Raw genomic sequence first — 18855 nt, 5'->3', positions numbered from 1 at the left:
CTATGGGTGATCCCGCGCTACGCCCCGTTGTTGAAGCGTTTTTTGACGAGGCGACCTTTACTGTCAGCTACGTCGTGCACGATCCGGCGACGCTGGAGGCGGCGATTATCGACTCGGTGCTCGATTACGAACCGGCAGCGGGCCGCACCTCGCACGCTTCGGCGGATGCGATCATTGCTTATGTTACTTCGAATAATCTGAAAGTGACTTGGCTGATCGAGACGCACGCCCATGCCGATCACCTGTCAGCAGCGCCCTATCTGCAGGAAAAGCTCGGTGGCAATCTGGCCATCGGGGCGCAGATCGTGCGGGTGCAGGAAGTGTTCGGCAAATTGTTCAACGCCGGCACCGAGTTCGAACGCGACGGCTCGCAATTCGATCACCTGTTCGGCGACGGCGATACGTTCCGCATTGGTGCGATCGAAGGCATTGCCCTGCACGTGCCCGGCCATACGCCTGCCGATATGGCCTTCATCATCGGCGATGCCGCCTTTGTTGGCGATACGATGTTCATGCCCGATTACGGCACGGCACGCGCCGATTTCCCCGGCGGTGACGCGCGCCAGCTTTTCCGCTCGATCCACCGTCTGCTCGAATTGCCGGACGATACGCGGCTGTTCATGTGTCACGATTACAAGGCGCCCGGCCGCGACACCTATGCGTGGGAAACCACGGTCAAGGCGCAGCGCGAAGGCAATGTCCATGTGCGCGACGGGGTGAGCGAGGACGAATTTGTTGCGATGCGCACCGCGCGCGACGCGACTTTGGCCATGCCGACGCTCATCATGCCTTCGGTGCAGGTGAATATCCGCGGCGGGCATCTGCCCGAGCCCGAGGATAACGGCATCAGCTACATCAAGATTCCGGTGAACGCCGTATGATGCTCCCCGGATTTCCTGACGCGGCTCCGCTTGCAGGGTTGGCGGGCGGTGTGCTGATTGGCGGCGCGGCTGCGCTGATGCTGCTCGGCGCGGGACGGATTGCCGGTGTTTCCGGCATCGCCGCCCGCGCGACCGGCAACAGCAACAGCGGAATGTCGCTTTCCAGCGCGTGGATGTTCCTCATCGGCCTGCCGCTCGGCGCTGTGGTCGTTGCCATGCTGGGCGGTGAGCTGGAGGCAGATTTCGCCAGCCCGCTCGTGCTCGCCATTGCGGGCCTGCTGGTCGGCATCGGCACGCGGCTGGGCAGCGGCTGCACCAGCGGCCACGGCGTGTGCGGGGTGAGCCGCCTGTCGGCGCGCTCGCTTGTCGCCACGCTCACGTTCATGGCGACCGGGATCGCCACCGTCGCGGTGATGAATGCCGCAGGCATCGAGGTGCTGCCATGATGAAGCAATATCTTCCCCCGCTGCTTTCGGGCGGGCTGTTCGGCGCGGGCCTTGCGCTGGGCGGGATGACCGATCCGGCGCGCGTGCGCGGCTTCCTTGACCTGTTCGGCAATTGGGATCCGACGCTCGCCTTCGTCATGGGCGGTGCGGTGTTGGTGATGGCGATTGCCTGGCGCATCCAGCCGCGCATGGCGCAGCCGCTCTTCGGCCTGAAATTCGCCATCCCCGACCGCAGCGATCTGACGCCCAAGCTGATCGGCGGATCGGCGCTGTTCGGGATCGGCTGGGGTGTTGCCGGCCTGTGCCCGGGGCCGGCGATCACTGCGCTGGTGATCGAGCCGGTCTCGGCAGCGATTTTCGTGGCCGCTATGCTCGCAGGAATGCTGCTGGTTCGCCTGGTGGAAAAGGACGCGTGATGGACATCCGCACAGTCTCCGCCGATTTCGCGGTCGCGCCGCAAATCGCTCCGTCCGACATGGCTGCGATCAAGGCGCTCGGCTTTACCGCGCTGATCTGCAATCGCCCCGATGGCGAGGAGGCCGGCCAGCCTCCCGTGGCGGAGCTGCAATCGGCTGCCGATGCGGCGGGTCTGGTGTTCCATCATATCCCCGTTGCGGGCGGCGCTTTCAGCGATGATGCTATCGCCGCCTTCCGCACCGCGCGGCAAGGCGCGGACGGCCCCGTGCTCGCTTTCTGCCGCACCGGTACGCGCTCGATCACGCTCGATACGCTGGCCAATCCTGACGGCTTGTCGGTCGAAGAGCGCCTGCACCGGGCGGAGGCTGCCGGATACGATTTGACACCATGGCGGGACGCACTCGCCTGACATCCCGGAGAGGGGAACCACAATGCACGCATCCCATGACGTGGTGATTATCGGCGGCGGTGCTGCCGGGATTGCCACTGCCGCCTCGCTGCTCAAGCGCCGCAAAACCCTCGACATTGCGATTGTCGATCCGGCCGATATGCACGCCTATCAACCCGGCTGGACGATGGTTGGCGGCGGCATTTTCGAACCGGAGATAACGCGTCGCACGATGGCGAGTGTGATCCCCCACGGGGTGAAATGGATCAAGGCTGCCGCCAAGAGCTTCGCGCCCGACACCAACGGTGTGACGCTGGAAGACGGATCGGTGCTGACCTACAAGGCGCTGGTCGTCGCGCCCGGAATCCGGCTGGCTTGGGAAAAGATCGCCGGACTGGAAGAGACGCTGGGCGAGAACGGCGTCACCTCCAACTACCGCTATGATCTGGCGCCCTATACGTGGGAACTGGTGCAGGCGGTCAGATCGGGCCGCGCGATTTTCACCCAGCCGCCCATGCCGATCAAATGCGCAGGCGCGCCACAAAAGGCGATGTATCTTTCCTGCGACCACTGGAACCGTTCCGGCGTGCTGGACAAGATCGAAGTCGATTTCTGCAATGCCGGCGGCGTGCTGTTCGGGGTGGCCGATTACGTGCCTGCGCTGATGACCTATGTCGAGAAATACGGCATCAATCTTCAGCTCGGCAACACGCTGGTCGCGGTGGACGGCCCCGCGCGGCAGGCGGTGTTCCAGACCGAGGCGGGCGAAATTACCCGCAGTTTCGATATGCTCCACGTCGTTCCGCCGCAGGTGGCGCCGCAATTCCTGGCCGACAGTCCGCTGGCTTCCGAAAGCGGCTTCACCGATGTTGACCAGCATACGTTGCAGCACGTCCGCTATCCCAATGTCTTCGGACTGGGTGATGGCGGCTCCATGCCCAATGCAAAGACCGCCGCTGCCGTGCGCAAGCAGGCACCGGTGGTCGCCGTGAACCTGCTGCAACAGCTGGACGGACGCGGACCGCGCGCAGGCTATGACGGCTACGGTTCGTGCCCGCTGACGGTGGAGCGCGGCAAGATTGTGCTCGCCGAATTCGGCTATGGCGGCAAGCTGATGCCGAGTTTCCCCGAATGGATTATCGATGGCACCAAGCCGCAGCGCCTGTCATGGATGTTGAAGGCCGACGCCCTGCCGTGGATTTACTGGAACGGGATGCTCAAAGGCCGCGAATGGCTGGCAGGCCCCGGCGGCCTGATCGCGCAGTAAGAGAGGATTCTCAACCGTGCTCTCCCGCTACCTCCCGATACTCGACTGGGGCCGGACGTATAATCGCGGCGTCCTGACCGACGATCTGATGGCGGCGGTGATCGTCACCATCATGCTCATTCCGCAAAGCCTCGCCTATGCGCTGTTGGCGGGATTGCCGCCGGTGGTCGGGCTCTACGCCTCGATCGTGCCGCTGTTTGCCTATGCCATTTTCGGCACCAGCCGCACGCTTGCGGTCGGGCCGGTGGCGGTGATTTCGCTGATGACCGCTTCGGCAGCGGGTGCGGTCGCGGCGCAGGGGACGGCGGAATATCTCGAAGCGGCGATCACGCTGGCGATGCTGTCGGGCGTGATGCTGGCGGTGCTCGGCCTGCTGCGGGCAGGGTTCCTCGCCAACCTCCTCTCGCACCCCGTCATCAGCGGCTTCATCACCGCATCAGGCGTGCTGATTGCGACGAGCCAGGTGAAGCATATTCTCGGCATCCAGGCGGGCGGCGACAATTGGCCCGCCATGCTCGGCTCGCTCGCCAGCACGATTGGCGACACCAATCCGGTGACGCTCGCCATCGGCGTTCCTGCCACGCTGTTCCTGTTCTGGGTGCGCAAGGGCGGCAAGCCCGCGCTGCAAAAGCTCGGCCTGAAGGAACGCGCTGCCGAAATGACCGCCAAGGCTGGGCCGGTCGTGGCCGTGGCGCTGACGATCCTTGCCGTGGAGGCTTTCGGACTGGAGGAGAGGGGCGTCAGCCTCGTCGGCGCGATCCCTCAGGGTCTGCCGCCTTTCGCCATGCCCAGCACCGACTTGTCGCTGATCGAAAAGCTGTGGGTGCCCGCGCTGCTCATCTCTATCATCGGCTTTGTCGAAAGCGTCTCGGTCGCGCAAACGCTCGCCGCCAAGCGCCGCCAGCGCATTGCGCCCGATCAGGAGCTGATCGGATTGGGCGCGGCGAACATCGCCAGCGCGTTTTCGGGTGGCTATCCGGTGACCGGCGGCTTTGCCCGTTCGGCGGTGAATTTCGACGCGGGCGCGCAGACGCCTGCCGCCGGAGCCTACACCGCTGTCGGGATCGCGCTCGCCACGCTGTTCCTTACCCCGCTGCTCTACAGCCTGCCGATTGCGACATTGGCCGCGACGATCATCGTGGCGGTGCTGAGCCTGGTCGACCTCAAGACGCCGGGGCGGCTGTGGCGCTATTCCAAGGCGGATTTCGCCGCGCATATGGCGACCATCGGCATCACCCTGCTGGCAGGCGTGGAGCTGGGCGTGATCGCCGGGGTGGCGGTTGGCCTGCTGCTCTATCTCTGGCGCGCCAGCCGCCCGCACGCGGCGATTGTCGGGCGCGTTCCCGAAACCGAGCATTTCCGCAATGTCGAACGGCACGCGGTGATTACCGTCCCGCACGTCCTATCGATCCGGATTGACGAGGCGCTGACCTATCTCAACGCCCGCTGGCTGGAGGAATATGTGCTGGAGCAAGTCGCCGACCGTCCCGCCGTGCGCCATGTGATCCTCATGTGCAGCGCGGTGAACGAAGTGGACGCATCGGGGCTCGAAAGCCTCGAAGCGATCAACCATCGGCTGGGCGATGGCGGCATCGGGCTGCACCTCTCCGAAGTCAAAGGCCCGGTGATGGACCGCCTGCAACGCACCCATTTCGTGGAGGAGCTGAACGGCAAAGTCTTCCTCTCGCAAGACCGCGCCTTTGCCGAGGTTTCGCTCGACACAGGCGAGCCGCCCGAAGCGGTGGACCACTACATGGCGCGCGGGCTGATCTGAGGGCGTAAGTTTTTCGCCGGCAGACCGTCACAGCGCGGCATCCCGGCGCGCGCAGAGCGCAAACACTTGCAGACAATTGAAATTAAGCCCTAAGTCCAGCTATGATTTTGGCCAATTTACGCTGATATTTTGCCTCTAATGACCGAAATAAAAAATCGATTACATAAAGTGATATATTGAAATTGCGCGAATCGGGGCGGGCAGCTATCCCGGCTGCGAAAGGAAAACATCATGTCACTACATATCGGCGATACCGCCCCCAACTTCACCGTTGCCACCACCACCGGGGAGATCACGCTCCACGAATGGTCGGGAGACAGCTGGGTTTTCTTCTTCAGCCACCCGGCTGATTTCACTCCGGTTTGCACCACCGAAATGGGCATGACCGCCAAGCTCGCTGCCGAGTTCGAAAGGCGCAATTGTAAGCCGCTCGGTCTTTCGACCGACACGGTGGAAGAGCATCTTGAATGGGTGAAGGACGTCGATGAAACGCAGGGTGTCACGCTGCAATTCCCGATTGTCGCCGATCCCGATCTGGAAATCGCGAAACTGTATGACATGATCCACCCGGACCAGAGCGAGACCGCTGCGGTGCGATCGGTCTTCATCATCGATCCTGCCGACAAGATCCGGCTTATCATGACCTATCCGATGAGCGTCGGGCGCAATTTCGACGAAATTTTGCGCGTGATCGACAGTCTGCAAACCGGCGACCGCGCCGGGATTGCAACGCCCGCCAACTGGCGCCCGGGTGACGAGGTCATCATTCCGCCTTCGGTCTCTGACGAAGATGCCAAGGCGAAATTTCCGCAAGGCTTCACCACGATAAAGCCCTATTTGCGCACTACTCGGGTCGACTGAGAGGCGCATGGATGCGCCCGCCAATCCCCCATCCCCCCGGCGGGCGCATCCTAACCTTTGCAACCCAACCCTTTTGACGAGGCTGGCCCATGTTTGAGATCTTCGATGCCCTGTTACTCGCACGCATCCAGTTCGCGTTTACGGTCAGCTTCCATTTCTTCTTCCCGGCCTTTTCCATTGGGCTGGCGAGTTATCTGATGGTGCTTGAAGGGCTGTGGCTCAAAACCGGCAACCAGCTTTATCTCGATCTGTTCAAATACTGGATCAAGATCTTTGCCATCGCTTTTGCCATGGGCGTCGTCTCCGGCATCGTCATGAGTTACCAGTTCGGCACCAATTGGTCGGTGTTTTCGGACGTGGCGGGGCCGGTGATCGGGCCGCTGATGGCCTATGAAGTGCTCACCGCTTTCTTCCTCGAAGCGGGCTTTCTTGGCGTGATGCTGTTCGGCATGAACAAGGTGGGCAAGAAGTTGCACTTTTTTGCCACTTGCATGGTCGCCTTCGGCACATTTGTGTCAGCCTTCTGGATCCTTTCGGTCAACAGCTGGATGCAGACGCCGACCGGTTTTGAAATTGCCGCCAACGGCCAGTTCCTGCCGGGGCCGAGCTGGTGGGACATCGTCTTCAATCCCAGCTTCCCTTACCGCCTCGTGCACACGGTGATGGCGGCTTATCTCACCACCGCCTTTGTCGTCGGCGGAGTGGGCGCGTGGCATTTGCTGAAGGACAAGGCGAACCTGCACGCGCGCAAGATGTTCTCCATGGCGATGTGGATGGCGGCGATTGTCACGCCATTGCAAATCTTTGCCGGCGATATGCATGGCCTCAACACGCTGGAGCACCAGCCCGCCAAGGTGATGGCGATGGAAGGCCATTTCGAAAGCCACCCCGATGGCGCGCCGCTGATCCTGTTCGGTATTCCCGATAGCGAGGAACGCACGGTGCATTACGCCATCGAAATTCCCAAGCTCTCCTCGCTGATCCTCAAGCATGACTGGAATGCGCCGCTCGACGGGCTCGATACCATTCCCGATGACGAGGAGCCTCCTGTCGGTATGGTTTTCTGGTCGTTCCGCATCATGGTGGGCATCGGCTTTGCGATGCTGGGGATCGGGCTGTGGAGCCTCTACGGAAGGTTCCGCAAGCGTCTGTATGATATGCCATGGCTGCACCGCGCCGCCGTTCTGATGGCACCTTCGGGCTTTATCGCCGTGCTGGCGGGATGGATCACCACCGAGGTCGGCCGCCAGCCCTATGTCATTTACGGCCTGCTGCGCACCGCCGATGCGGCCAGTCCGCTCGATGCGCCCGCGGTTGCGGCGTCGCTGCTGGCCTTTATCCTCGTCTACTTCACCGTGTTCGGGATTGGCGTGTGGTACATCCTGCGCCTGATGGCCAAGCCTCCGCACACCGGCGAGCTTGGTGCGAAGCGCGGCGATAGCGGGCCGATCCGCACCGCCGGGATCACCCCGGGGCCGACGCAGAATCCCGGCCATGCCGAAACCCTGCCTACGCAAAAGGAGGATGTGTGATGGATCTCACCGTCATCTGGGCTTTCATCATCGCCTTCGCCGTGTTCGCCTATGTGGTGATGGACGGGTTCGATCTGGGCATCGGCATTCTCTTCCCTACCTTCGAAGTGGGGCGCGAAAGGGATCGGGCGATGAATTCCATCGCGCCTGTGTGGGACGGGAACGAGACCTGGCTGGTGCTGGGCGGCGGCGGGTTGTTTGCCGCCTTTCCGCTGGCCTATGCGGTGGTGCTGCCGGCCACCTATCCGCTGATTATCGCCATGCTGCTTGGCCTTGTTTTCCGCGGAGTCGCCTTCGAGTACCGCTGGCGCGATCCGGCGCATCGGCGTTTCTGGGATGCCGCATTCTCAGGCGGATCGCTGGTGGCGGCGATGGCGCAGGGGATGACGCTGGGCGCGCTGCTACAGGGGATCGATGTGGTCGACCGCGCCTATGCCGGAAGCTGGTTCGATTGGCTCACGCCTTACACGCTGTTGTGCGGGCTGGGCACGGTGGCAGGCTATGCTCTGCTGGGCAGCACCTGGCTGATCTGGAAGCTCGACGGGGAAGGGCAGGCGCACGCGCGCAAGCTGGCCCTGCGCGCGGCGCTGGCGACGATTGCCCTGATGGGCGCGGTCAGCCTCTACAACATCACGCTCAACAGCGAATATGCCGCCCGCTGGCTGAGCGCACCCGAGATCTATTTCGTTGCGCCGGTGCCGGTGCTCACCGGCATTATCGCCCTGTCGATGATCGGCGCGATCCGCAAGGAGCGCAACAGCAAGCCCTTCTGGCTCGCATTGGCGCTGTTCTTCTTCGGCATGGCGGGGCTGGGCGTGACGATGTGGCCCTATGTGGTGCCGCCGGGGCTAACGATCTGGGACGCCGCCGCGCCCGAGCGCAGCCAGATATTCATGCTGGTGGGCGTCGCGATCACCATGCCGCTCATCATCGGCTACACCGCCTGGGCCTATTGGGTGTTCCGCGGCAAGGTGGGTGACGAGGGGTATCACTAATGCGCCATGCGCAGGACAACGAGCCGGAAGCCCCCTTATGGCGACAGCTGGCATGGATGGCAGCGATCTGGGCAGGAAGCGTGGCTGTGCTCGGCACGGTCGCGTGGATCATCAGGTTCTGGCTGAAGGCCTGACCCGCCATTCCGGGGCATGCCGATGAAAAGAGCGCCGCGCACAGGCCAAATGGTGCCGCTTAACGGACTCGAACCGTTGACCCCATCATTACGAATGATGTGCTCTACCAACTGAGCTAAAGCGGCACATTCCCATGTGTGGGAAGGTGGAGGCCCGAGCCGGAATCGAACCGGCGTGCACGGATTTGCAATCCGCTGCGTCACCACTCCGCCATCGGGCCGGAAGGCGCGCCACCTAACGCAGGCGGGGCGAAGGTGCAATGCCCTTCGTGCGCCGCGCCGCAGAAACATCCCTAGCACCGCCTTAACGCATCTTTTGAGCAATCGCTTAGCGGTTCTGGTGAAGACGGGGTAAACGGCTTTGCAACCTGTGCGAGGCATATTCTTCCCATCACCTCCCGCCACGGCGGGGTGGTTATAGAAAGGCAATCCATGGTTTCGCTGGCAGTCGGGGAACAGCAGGTCTTGCGCATCAAGTGTCGCTCGCGGCGCGGGATGAGTGCCGATTTGCAAGTGCTCGACCTGTCGATCGGCGGAGCGATGGTGGAGGCGCGCGGCTGGACGGGCGAAGCGGGTGATCGCGTGCTGATAACGCTGCCCGGGCTCAGCGCGCAGCCAGCCGAGCTGGTGTGGCGCGAGGACGGGCGCGCGGGCCTCGCCTTTGAGCAGCCACTGCACGAAACGGTGTTCGACCGGTTTGCCGGAATGCTGCGGGCGGGTTGAACCGCGCCGCTATTCCGCTTCCACTCCAGCCCAGCCCAGTTCGCGCAGGTAACGGTCGAGCGCGTCGCCTTCGGCCGGACGGTCGGCGCGCAGGAAGCGGCCAGCATCGGCGAGGCGATAGCCCCCTTGCGGCACCGTCTCCACCAGCCCCTCGCACCCGGCCAGCGCCAGCTTGGAGCGCAGGCGCGAGATATGCACTTCGACGCTGTTGGTCTCGGGCTCGTGGCTCAGCCGCCAAACATCTTCGAGCAATTGCTTGCGCGTCACCCGCTCGCCCGGCGTATCGGCGAGCCGCCACAGCACGCCGAATTCGCGCGGGTGGAGGCTGAGCCAGCGTGCGCCCAGCCGCGCATCGCGGTGGAACAGGTCGAGCGTCAGCGGGCCGGTATCGCGCCAGCGCGGCAGCATCCCGAACATATCGGCGACGCGCCGCGCGCGGGCTTGCAATTCGTGGAGGCCGGTTGCCGCCGGAAGCGCCTCGGCGCAGCCGCGATTGATCAGCTCGGCCCGCTCCTTCGGGTCTTCCACGCCGAGCAGGATAAGCCGCCATGCGGGGCGGTCCGATTCGGCGAGCGCCAGCCGCTCGGCCGGGCCAAGCGCGCTGGTGTCGCAGATCAGCACATGGCGGCATTCGGCGCGGCATCCGCCCTTGCCGCCGCACAATTCCCAATCGAGCGCCGCCAGGTTCCAACGCGCGGGCGGCTGCGCTTGCGGGGCGATCCAGCCGAAGAATTGTGGGGAAGGCTTGCGCGTAACCATGCCCTATCCATGCCACCGGGAAAGCGGCCTGCCCATGGCCAACTCACCTTCTGCGCAAAGCTGCGTAGATTTGCCCCCGCCAGTTGCGCCCCGCGAGCATTACCCGCCCGGCGTGTTGACGCCCTTGCTTTGCAAATAACGTTTCACATTGCGCGCCGCCTGCCGCAGCCGCTGCTCGTTTTCGACCATGGCGATGCGGACGAAGCCTTCGCCATCCTCGCCATAGCCGACACCGGGAGCCACCGCGACCTGCGCTTCGGTGAGCAATTGTTTGGAAAATTCCAAGCTTCCCATGTCCTTCAGCGCGGCAGGCAGCGGAGCCCACGCGAACATACTGGCGGGCGGCGGGGGAATGTCCCATCCGGCGCGGCCAAACGCCTCCACCATCACATCGCGCCGCCGGTGATACATCTGCCGGTTCTGCTCGACATAATCCTGCGGCCCATTGAGCGCGGCGCAGGCAGCGGCCTGGATCGGGGTAAAAGCACCGTAATCGATATAGCTTTTGACGCGGGTGAGCGCGGAAATCAGCGTGCGGTTGCCCACGGCAAAGCCCATACGCCAGCCCGCCATCCCGTAGGTTTTGGAAAGGCTGGTAAACTCGATCGCCACATCCTTCGCGCCCTTGGCTTGCAGGATCGAGACGGTCGGCTTGCCGTCGTAATACAGCTCCGAATAGGCGAGATCGGACAGCACCCATATCTTGTGGAACCGCGCCCAGTCCACCAGCCGCTCGTAGAATTCCAGATCGACCGTTTCGGCAGTGGGGTTGGACGGGAAATTGACCACCAGAATGGTGGGGCGCGGGACGGTGAAGGTCATCGCCTGTTCCAGCGCCTTCCAATAATTCTCGTCCGGCGTGGTTGGCACGCTGCGGATCGAGGCCCCGGCAATGATGAAGCCGAACGTATGGATCGGATAGCTGGGATTGGGCGCGAGGATGGTGTCCCCCGGCGCGGTGATCGCGGTGGCGAGGCTGGCGAGCCCTTCTTTCGAGCCCAGCGTCACGATCACTTCGCTTTCGGGGTCGAGATCGACGCCAAAGCGGCGGGCGTAGTAATCCGACTGCGCGCGACGCAGGCCGGGAATGCCCTTGGATTGCGAATAGCCATGCGCATCGGGCTTGGCCGCGACTTCGCACAGCTTGTCGATCACGTGCTGCGGCGGCGGCTGGTCGGGATTGCCCATGCCAAGGTCAATAATGTCGCGCCCTTCCGCCCGCGCGGCCGCCCGCATCGCGTTCACTTCGGCGATGACATAGGGGGGCAGGCGCTTGATGCGGTAGAACTCTTGTTCCATCATTGGGGTCGCGATCCTTGGTTGAGGCGTTGAATATGACGCGGATGCGGCCTCAAATGAACGAAAGTTTCGCTTGGCGCAACGGAGCGTTTGCCTGACCGCGAGCGGGCGCGTAGCAGCGCAATGCTATGCGCGCCCGCTATCGCTGCACAATAGCTGCACAGGCGCGCAAAACCGGCTAAGGGTGGCGGCCATGAGTGACACGAGCAAGCCCGGCAATGAAGGCGCGCAGGACGCCGCCGATATCTTTACCGAGATGCTGCGGATGCAAGGTGAGGCGGCGCGGCAGATGATGCAGACGGTTGCTCCGGGCGCGGAAGACCATTTGCCCGACACTGCCGCCATCGACGCCATGGGCGCGGCGATGATGGAGTTTCAGGCAACCTGGCTGCAATTCTGGCTGCCCAAGGAACAGCAGCCTGCCCCGATGCTTTCCAGCCCAGCCAACTGGATGGAGGCAATGCGCAAATGGACGGCCGCCATGCCCGCGCTTAGCCCGATGGCGCAACAGCAATTGTGGGCAGAGAGTTTCGAGCTGTGGCAGAACGTGCTGGCGCAATATTCCGGCCAGAGCGAGGGCGAACCGTCCGACCCGCAATTGCCGCGCCGCGACCGGCGCTTTTCGGACAAGGCGTGGCGCGAACAGCCGGTCTTCGCACTGATCCACCAGACCTATCTGCTGATCGCCGAAAAGCTCAATGCCGGGGTCGAAAGCGCCGAAGGGCTGAGCGAGGAGGATCGCACAAATCTGCGCTTCGCCACGCAAAATGTGCTCGACGCAATGAGCCCCGCCAACTTCCCGCTGATGAACCCGGTGGTGCTTGAACGCACGATGGAGACGGGCGGCGAGAATATCGTGCGCGGGCTGCAGCGGCTGACGGGCGATCTGGAGAAGGGCCAGCTGACCCACACCGACACCAGCCAGTTCGAAGTCGGCGGCAACATCGCCACGACGCCGGGCAAGGTGGTGCATGAATCGCATTTGTTCCAGTTGATCCAGTATGCGCCCGCCACCGAGACGGTGATCGAAACCCCGCTGCTGATCTTCCCGCCATGGATCAACCGCTTCTACATCCTCGATCTCAATGCGAAGAAGAGCTTCGTTAAATGGGCGGTCGATCAGGGGCTGACGGTGTTCATGGTCAGCTGGAAAAGCGCCGATGACAGCTTGGCGCATATCGACTGGGACGACTATTTTCTCGCGCAGATGGAAGCCATCGACGTGGTGCGCGAGCGGCTGAAGGTGCCGGGCGTCCACACCATCGGCTATTGCGTGGCAGGCACGACGTTGGCGGGCACGCTCGCCGTTTTGGCGCGGCAGGGCGAGGCGGAGAAGGTGGCAAGCGCGACATTCTTTACCGCGCAGGTCGATTTCACCCATGCGGGCGATTTGAAACTGTTCGTCGATGACGGGAAGCTCGAATTCATCCGGCAGGCGAGCAAGGGCGGCTATCTCGACGGGCGCTATCTCGCGGCGACGTTCAATATGCTGCGCGGATCAGACCTGATCTGGAATTACGTGGTGAACCACTATCTGCTGGGTGAGGATTATCCGGCTTTCGATCTGCTCTACTGGAACGGCGATGTCACCAATCTGCCGGCCAAGTGGCACGCGGCTTACTTGCGCGATCTCTACCGCGACAATCTGCTGGTGCAGCCCGATGCGCTGGGCGTCGCGGGAATGCCGATAGATCTCACCAAGGTGCAAACGCCCAGCTATGTGCAGGCGGGGCGCGAGGATCACATCGCGCCGCCTTCCAGCGTGTGGAAGCTGACCGAGCATTTTTCCGGCCCCATCCGCTTCGTGCTGGCGGGCAGCGGACATATTGCGGGCGTGGTCAATCCTCCGGCGGCGGGCAAATACCAGTATTGGACCAATGAGGGCGCGTTCGATTCGCTCGAGAGCTTTCTTGACGGCGCGAGCGAAACGCCCGGAAGCTGGTGGCCAGACTGGTTCGCATGGATCGAAAGCCACGATGCGAAGCGCATCAAACCCGCCGGAAAGCGCAAGCCCGGAGGGCGCGGCGACACAGTGATCGAGGACGCTCCCGGGCGCTACGTCAAGGCGCGCTAGCCCGTCCGGAGGCCCGGTTTTCCGCCATTTCTACGACTTTTGTGCAGTGCACAATAATCCTTGACTTCGCAGTTGCACAAACATATATTGTGCACTGCAACAAGGGATCGCAATGGAGCGTCCCGGAAGCGAGGATTGTATGGCCACCACGAAGGCAACCACCAAGGCTCCGGTGAAAACCGAAGACAATGCTGACCAGGCGTACGCCGATGCTTCGGCTGCGGTGACGGCTGAAAAGGCGGCTCCGGCTAAGGCGTCGGCTGCCAAACCGGCTCCCGCGAAGAAGACTCCGGCGAAGAAGGTCGCTGCCAAGGCTCCGGCCAAAACCGCCGCCGCTCCCGCAAAGGCCATCGCGCCGAAGACCGTAACCAAGAAAGCCGCTGCGAAGAAGACGCCTGCTGCAAAGAAGGCGCCCGCAGCCAAAACCCAACCCACTGTTACCCAGCTCAAGGAAAAGATTATGGCTACCAAAGCTACCGATTACACCGCCGTCGTCACCGACACCATGACCGGCGCCATGAAGGAAATGCAGGACCGTGCGCAGTCGGCTTACGACAAGGGCACCGAAGCTGTCACCGAAATGACCGAATTCGCCAAGGGCAATGTCGAAGCTGTCGTCGAAAGCGGCAAGATCCTTGCCGAAGGCGTGCAGACCATGGGCCAGGCCTATGCCGACGAAGCCAAGACGGTCTACGAAACCATGACCGCTGATCTCAAGGAAATGGCTGCGATCAAGAGCCCGACCGAGTTGTTCCAGCTGCAGGGCAAGATCCTGCGTCGCAACTTCGATGCGATGGTTGCGGCCACCTCGAAGAACACCGACGCTGCCGTGAAGCTGGCGAACGACGTTGCCGCCCCGATTTCGGGCCGCGTGAACGTTGCCGCCGAGAAGCTCTCGAAGGTCGCGTAAACCTCCGCATTCCACCGCTCCGCCACTCTCCTCTCCCTCCGGCGGACGGTAGAATTCGGGCCGGGCAGCTTTGGCTGTCCGGCCCGTTTGCGTTTTGCGCCAGTCTCGCGCCGCTGGAGCGGGTAGGAAATTCGTAAACCCGCACGGTCTATCCTGCGGGCTTGTGAGATATAGTGCCTTAGCCCTCTTGCAGCCGGGGCCCGCGATACGATATTTGGCTCTTCAATGAATGCACTTCCCCTTCCTTCGCCTCGCCCCGACTGGGCCGTGACCGCCGCCGACGAGGATGGCGATGATACCGGCGTGAGCGGCGGAGAAGGGCAGGTCGGCGTCGCCACCAAAACCCGCGCCAAGTCCAAAAAGCCGAGCCAGTACAAGGTGCTGATGCTCAATGACGACTATACGCCGATGGAATTCGTCGTGCTGGTACTCAAGCGGTTCTTCCGCATGGATCTGGAACAGGCGACCCGCGTCATGCTGCACGTTCACCAGCGCGGTGTCGGCGTGTGCGGCATTTTTCCTTACGAAGTCGCCGAAACCAAAGTGAACCAAGTGATGGATTTCGCCCGCCAGAACCAGCATCCGCTGCAATGCACGCTGGAGAAGGCCTAAGCGCGCGGGCCACGGGCCTCGAGCGGGGGCTGACCTCCTGCAAAAATGGCGCTAGGGCAGGGTGCAATCGCTGCATAATCGAGTGAACCTGTTGTCCCGCTTCATCACCGCTGCCGACCGCTACATTTTCCGGCTCACGATTGTGCCTATGGTCGGCGTGTTCGTGCTCGCGGCGAGCCTGTTGATGCTGGAGCAGATGCTGCGCCTGTTCGAATTCGTGAGCGCCGAAGGCGGGCCGATCAATGTCGTCTTCCGGATGCTGATGAACCTCATTCCGGAATATGCCGGATTGTCGATCCCGCTGGGGCTGTTGCTGGGCGTGCTGCTGGCGTTCCGCAAGCTGGCGACGTCCAGCGAGCTGGATGTGATGCGCGCGGTCGGCTGGTCGTATACGCGGCTGCTGCGGGTGCCCTATCTGCTGACGTTCGGGCTGGTGGCGCTCAATTTCGCGATTGTCGGCTATATCCAGCCGCGCGCCCATTTCGATTATCAGGAACTGCAATTCGAATTGCGCTCGGGCGCCTTGGGTGCGTCGATCAAGGTCGGCGAGTTCAACGTCATTCAAGACCGGATGGCGCTGCGGATCGAAGGCAGTCAGGATGAAGGCCGCCAGCTCGACGGCATCTTCGCGCGGCTGGCGGATGATGACGGGCAGGTGCTGTCGATCTCGGCCCGCCACGGACGCTTCCTCGCCAATCGGGAAGACCGCAACACGATCATCCTGCGGCTGGTGGACGGGACGATTGTGCACGAAGTGCCAGAAGGCCCGCCGCGCGTCCTCAGCTTCACCCAGCACGATCTGCCGATTGATCTGCCCGCGCTCGAACAGTTCCGCGAACGCGGGGAGAGCGAACGCGAATATCTGCTGCCCGAATTGCTCGAAATCGGCTGGAGCGAGGAAAGCAGTGCGGAGGCACGCGTCGCCAGCCAAGCAGTGTTCAATTACCGCATGGTCGAAGTGGTGATGATGCTGATGCTGCCGCTGCTCGCGGTGTCGCTCGCCATCCCGCCTAAACGGTCGACCAGCGCGCTGGGCGTCTTCCTCTCGATCATCATCGTCGTCGCGTATCACAAGATCAACCAGTACGGATCGGAAGTCGCCGCCATCGGCCAGCTTGACCCCTTCCTTGCGCTGTGGGGACCGTTTGCGGTGCTCGCGGCGATGATTTTCTGGATGTATTATCAAGTCGCCTTCGTGCCGGGCGGGCGGCCCATCGGCTTCCTCGAAAAGGCCTACTCGAAAATCGGCCGCGCGCTTAGCAAGCTGTTCGGGCGCAACCGGCTGAAAGGCGTGGTGCCCGAAGGCGAGTTTGGTACGGAGGACGATCTGGCGATGCAGCAGGCCGAACTGGCCGAACGCGGCGCGTTGCAGGAGGGCCGCGGTGCTGCTTGATTTCTTCCCCTCGCGGCGGCTGACGATCTATCTGACGAAGATGTTCGCGGTGCGCATTGTCGCGGTGCTGGCGATGCTGGTGCTGGTGCTGATGTCGCTCGATCTGCTGGGCAAGACGGGGGACATTCTTGCCGTCGAGGGCAATGGCAATGCCGAGCTGTGGACATATGTCTCGCTCCGCGTGCCGCAGCTGGTCGCGCGTTTCCTGCCCTATTCGGTGCTGCTGGCAACGATCATCACACTGGCGGGGCTGAACCAGAATTCCGAAGTGATCGCGATGAAAGCGGCGGGGCTTTCCGCACACCAGATCCTCGCGCCGCTGCTGCTGCTGGGCGTGGTGATTGCCGGGGTTTCGTTCGCCTTTAACGAGCGCATCGTCACCCGCGCCACCGCGACGCTGAAAGCGTGGGAGGACGTGGAATATGCCGCGGTTCCGGCAACGCCCGACACGCGCGGCAATGTCTATTTCAGCGACGGATCGAGCGTGCTGATGGCGCGCAGCGCGAGCGGGCGGGGCGAGGCGACGGTGCTGACCGACGTCACCTATTACAGCCGCGACGGCAATGGCATGATCGTGCGGCAGGTGCGCGCCGACCGCGCCACCTTCGCCAATCCCGGCTGGCAGATGGAGGACGCGACGGGCTTTGTCGTCGCCACCGCCGAGGCAACCGATCTGGGCACTATGGTGCTGGCCGAAGGCGTGACCATCGGGCAGGTCGAACTCGGCCGCGTCGATCCCGATGGCGAGACGCTGATGCAATTGGGCAATAGCATCGAAGCGCTGCAATCGGCAGGCCGCCGGACGGACGAGCTCGAAGCCAAATGGTGGCACAAGATCGCAGGGCCTTTGTCCGCCATCCTGATGCCGCTTCTGGGCGCGGTGGCGGGCTTTGGGCTTGCCCGCTCGGGCAATCTGTTCCTGCGCGCGGTGATCGGGATGGCGCTGGGCTTTGCCTATTTCGTCGTCGACAACGCCGCGCTCGCCATGGGCAGCTTCGGCGGATACTCGCCCCTGCTCGCGGCATGGGCGCCTTTCTTCCTGTTCCTGTTCGTCGGCGAGGCGGTGCTTGTGCGGACAGAGGAGTAGCGCGCCTCCAAGAAAGCTCGCGCGAAAAAAGAGCCCTCCCCTTGGGGGAGTCGCAGACGGTGCGAAGCGCCTACGGTTGGGATGGGGGTACGGCATCAAATTGGCGTGGAACCCCCACCCCCAGCCCCTCCCCAAGGGGAGGGGAGCTTCGGCTAACCCCGCCGCCCCATCGTGCTTTTCGCGATCCGGCCCACCAGCGGCCACATTCCCTTGTGGCTGGCCTCGTCAAAGGTCGAGCCTGCGCCCAGATGCGCGCTGATGCGTTTGTGCGCCTCGTGCAGCGAGTGGTAAGGGAGCGAGGGCATCAGGTGGTGCGTCGCGTGATAGCGTAGGCCTACGGGCGCCCACAGGCCCGCGATCCAGTGCGGCACGTTGACGCTGTCGAGATATTGCGCGGTCACCGTCATCGCCTCGCCGTCATTCTCCCACAAATGGGCGACGAGCGTGCGCAGCTGGTTGAACGTCGCCACCGCGCCCGTCACCGCCATGGCGACCAGCAACGGCTTCCAGCCGAGCCAGAACGGCGTGCTCATCAGGAACAGCGCCCAGAGGCTGCATCCCGCCTGCTGGAAGAGGAACCAGTTCCGGTCTTTCTCGTCCGCCGGACGGCGGCGGAAATCGGGATTGATGGCGAGGGTGGAGAACCGCTCCCACGCGAAACGGCGCACGGCGGGGATCACCACGCCAATGGGCGCAAGAACGCCCCAGCGTACCACCAGTGCAATCGGCGCAAGCGCGGCGACCAGGACGAAAAACGGCAGGCTCCACGGCTTCATCAGCGCGAGCGGCATATATTCGGGGTCTTCCGCCGTGCCATAACGCTGGCGCGAATGGTGGATGCGGTGCGGGCTGTCATACATCAGGCTTGGCGTAAGCATCGGAATGCCCACCACCAGATTCCACGCGGTGCGGAAACCGGGCAGCGCGTCACGGTGCAGATGGCTGATTTCGTGAATAAACAGCAGCGCGCGATAGAGCGGGTAAATCGCCAACACACCGCTCAGCACGGCAAGCCATGTCGGCTCCAGCAGAATAGCGCCCGCCAGCAGGGCATATCCCGCAAAGGCGCTCACCAGCATATCGGGCCAGTAGATTTCGGGGCGGGCCTTGTCGATATCGCGCGTCAATTGCGCTGCGGCTTTCAGCATCGCCTTGTCATCGGGAATATCGGCGTGCACGCGGCGGCGCTCTACGGCGGGGCCGGTATGCACATTATCGGGTGATGTCGCCGGGTTCATGACGATGGTCTGCTCTTTACGCTTTCCAAGTGTTCCACAGCGCTTGGCTTCAAACCGTTGCGGCG

At 63.1% G+C, this 18855-nt stretch carries 19 protein-coding genes and 2 tRNA genes; 16 read left to right on the top strand and 5 right to left on the bottom strand.

Translation table 11 applies throughout. The features are described 5' to 3' along the window. Positions 1-2 precede the first annotated feature (2 nt). The 10 genes from GC121_RS01955 to GC121_RS01915 all read left to right on the top strand — a co-directional run bounded on the left by GC121_RS01955 (position 3) and on the right by GC121_RS01915 (position 8695). The gene (locus tag GC121_RS01955; protein ID WP_370513761.1) at positions 3-881 is read left to right on the top strand and encodes an MBL fold metallo-hydrolase; all 879 of its coding nucleotides are present in this window, start codon (positions 3-5) and stop codon (positions 879-881) included. Then, complete coding sequence (locus GC121_RS01950; RefSeq protein WP_151972504.1) at positions 878-1327, top strand: YeeE/YedE family protein; 450 nt, start codon at positions 878-880, stop codon at positions 1325-1327. Before GC121_RS01955 ends, GC121_RS01950 begins: the two co-directional genes overlap by 4 nt. Next, positions 1324-1743 (top strand): DUF6691 family protein, encoded by a 420-nt coding sequence (locus GC121_RS01945; protein WP_151972503.1) that lies wholly within the window; start codon positions 1324-1326, stop codon positions 1741-1743. The genes GC121_RS01950 and GC121_RS01945 overlap by 4 nt, the downstream gene beginning before the upstream one ends. Then, entirely contained in the window at positions 1743-2153 is a 411-nt protein-coding gene (locus GC121_RS15610) for a TIGR01244 family sulfur transferase (RefSeq protein WP_234421070.1), read from the top strand. Before GC121_RS01945 ends, GC121_RS15610 begins: the two co-directional genes overlap by 1 nt. Before the next feature lie 22 nt (positions 2154-2175). After that, complete coding sequence (locus tag GC121_RS01940) at positions 2176-3399, top strand: FAD/NAD(P)-binding oxidoreductase (RefSeq protein ID WP_234421069.1); 1224 nt, start codon at positions 2176-2178, stop codon at positions 3397-3399. Between the two features lie 16 nt (positions 3400-3415). Further along, positions 3416-5173, top strand: a complete 1758-nt coding sequence (locus GC121_RS01935; RefSeq protein ID WP_151972502.1) for a SulP family inorganic anion transporter — start codon at positions 3416-3418, stop codon at positions 5171-5173. Positions 5174-5404: 231 nt separating this feature from the next. Next, the gene (locus GC121_RS01930; RefSeq protein ID WP_151972501.1) at positions 5405-6034 is read left to right on the top strand and encodes a peroxiredoxin; all 630 of its coding nucleotides are present in this window, start codon (positions 5405-5407) and stop codon (positions 6032-6034) included. Positions 6035-6123: 89 nt separating this feature from the next. Next, positions 6124-7566 (top strand): cytochrome ubiquinol oxidase subunit I, encoded by a 1443-nt coding sequence (locus GC121_RS01925; protein WP_151972500.1) that lies wholly within the window; start codon positions 6124-6126, stop codon positions 7564-7566. Continuing rightward, positions 7566-8561 (top strand): cytochrome d ubiquinol oxidase subunit II, encoded by a 996-nt coding sequence (gene cydB / locus GC121_RS01920; protein ID WP_151972499.1) that lies wholly within the window; start codon positions 7566-7568, stop codon positions 8559-8561. Before GC121_RS01925 ends, cydB begins: the two co-directional genes overlap by 1 nt. Next, complete coding sequence (locus GC121_RS01915; RefSeq protein ID WP_151972498.1) at positions 8561-8695, top strand: DUF2474 domain-containing protein; 135 nt, start codon at positions 8561-8563, stop codon at positions 8693-8695. The genes cydB and GC121_RS01915 overlap by 1 nt, the downstream gene beginning before the upstream one ends. Positions 8696-8745: 50 nt before the next feature. Here GC121_RS01915 and GC121_RS01910 read toward each other — a convergent pair. Together GC121_RS01910 and GC121_RS01905 are read right to left on the bottom strand one after the other, a co-directional pair. After that, positions 8746-8821: transfer RNA gene (locus GC121_RS01910), tRNA-Thr, on the bottom strand. Between the two features lie 21 nt (positions 8822-8842). After that, a tRNA-Cys gene (locus tag GC121_RS01905) sits at positions 8843-8916 on the bottom strand. A gap of 211 nt (positions 8917-9127) precedes the next feature. Here GC121_RS01905 and GC121_RS01900 point away from each other — a divergent pair. Further along, a complete protein-coding gene (locus GC121_RS01900; protein WP_151972497.1) occupies positions 9128-9418 on the top strand; it encodes a PilZ domain-containing protein in 291 nt (96 codons plus the stop codon). A 9-nt stretch (positions 9419-9427) separates the two neighbouring features. Here the strand turns inward: GC121_RS01900 and GC121_RS15605 are convergent, their stop codons facing one another. Beyond that, positions 9428-10177, bottom strand: a complete 750-nt coding sequence (locus tag GC121_RS15605) for a winged helix-turn-helix transcriptional regulator (protein ID WP_234421068.1) — start codon at positions 10175-10177, stop codon at positions 9428-9430. Between the two features lie 99 nt (positions 10178-10276). Continuing rightward, a complete protein-coding gene (locus GC121_RS01890) occupies positions 10277-11476 on the bottom strand; it encodes an LL-diaminopimelate aminotransferase (RefSeq protein ID WP_151975542.1) in 1200 nt (399 codons plus the stop codon). 193 nt (positions 11477-11669) lie between these two features. On the opposite strand from GC121_RS01890, the gene GC121_RS01885 reads away from it, so the two are divergent. From GC121_RS01885 to lptG, 5 genes are all read left to right on the top strand, one after another. Beyond that, entirely contained in the window at positions 11670-13550 is a 1881-nt protein-coding gene (locus tag GC121_RS01885; protein ID WP_151972496.1) for an alpha/beta hydrolase, read from the top strand. A gap of 112 nt (positions 13551-13662) precedes the next feature. Next, entirely contained in the window at positions 13663-14460 is a 798-nt protein-coding gene (locus GC121_RS01880) for a phasin family protein (protein WP_234421067.1), read from the top strand. Positions 14461-14685: 225 nt separating this feature from the next. After that, positions 14686-15072, top strand: coding sequence for an ATP-dependent Clp protease adapter ClpS (gene clpS, locus GC121_RS01875; protein ID WP_234421066.1), 387 nt, complete (start codon positions 14686-14688; stop codon positions 15070-15072). 91 nt (positions 15073-15163) lie between these two features. Then, positions 15164-16465: an LptF/LptG family permease gene (locus GC121_RS01870; RefSeq protein ID WP_151975540.1), complete on the top strand. Its 1302-nt coding sequence runs from the start codon at positions 15164-15166 to the stop codon at positions 16463-16465. Then, entirely contained in the window at positions 16455-17552 is a 1098-nt protein-coding gene (gene lptG, locus GC121_RS01865; RefSeq protein ID WP_151972494.1) for an LPS export ABC transporter permease LptG, read from the top strand. Before GC121_RS01870 ends, lptG begins: the two co-directional genes overlap by 11 nt. 152 nt (positions 17553-17704) lie before the next feature. On the opposite strand, the gene GC121_RS01860 is transcribed toward lptG, so the two are convergent. Further along, entirely contained in the window at positions 17705-18790 is a 1086-nt protein-coding gene (locus GC121_RS01860) for a fatty acid desaturase (RefSeq protein ID WP_151972493.1), read from the bottom strand. Between the last annotated feature and the right edge of the window lie 65 nt (positions 18791-18855).

Origin of the sequence: Erythrobacter sp. EC-HK427 (genome assembly GCF_902498745.1) — a bacterium.
Lineage (GTDB): Bacteria > Pseudomonadota > Alphaproteobacteria > Sphingomonadales > Sphingomonadaceae > Alteraurantiacibacter.
This window is presented reverse-complemented; position numbering and strand designations above follow the sequence as displayed.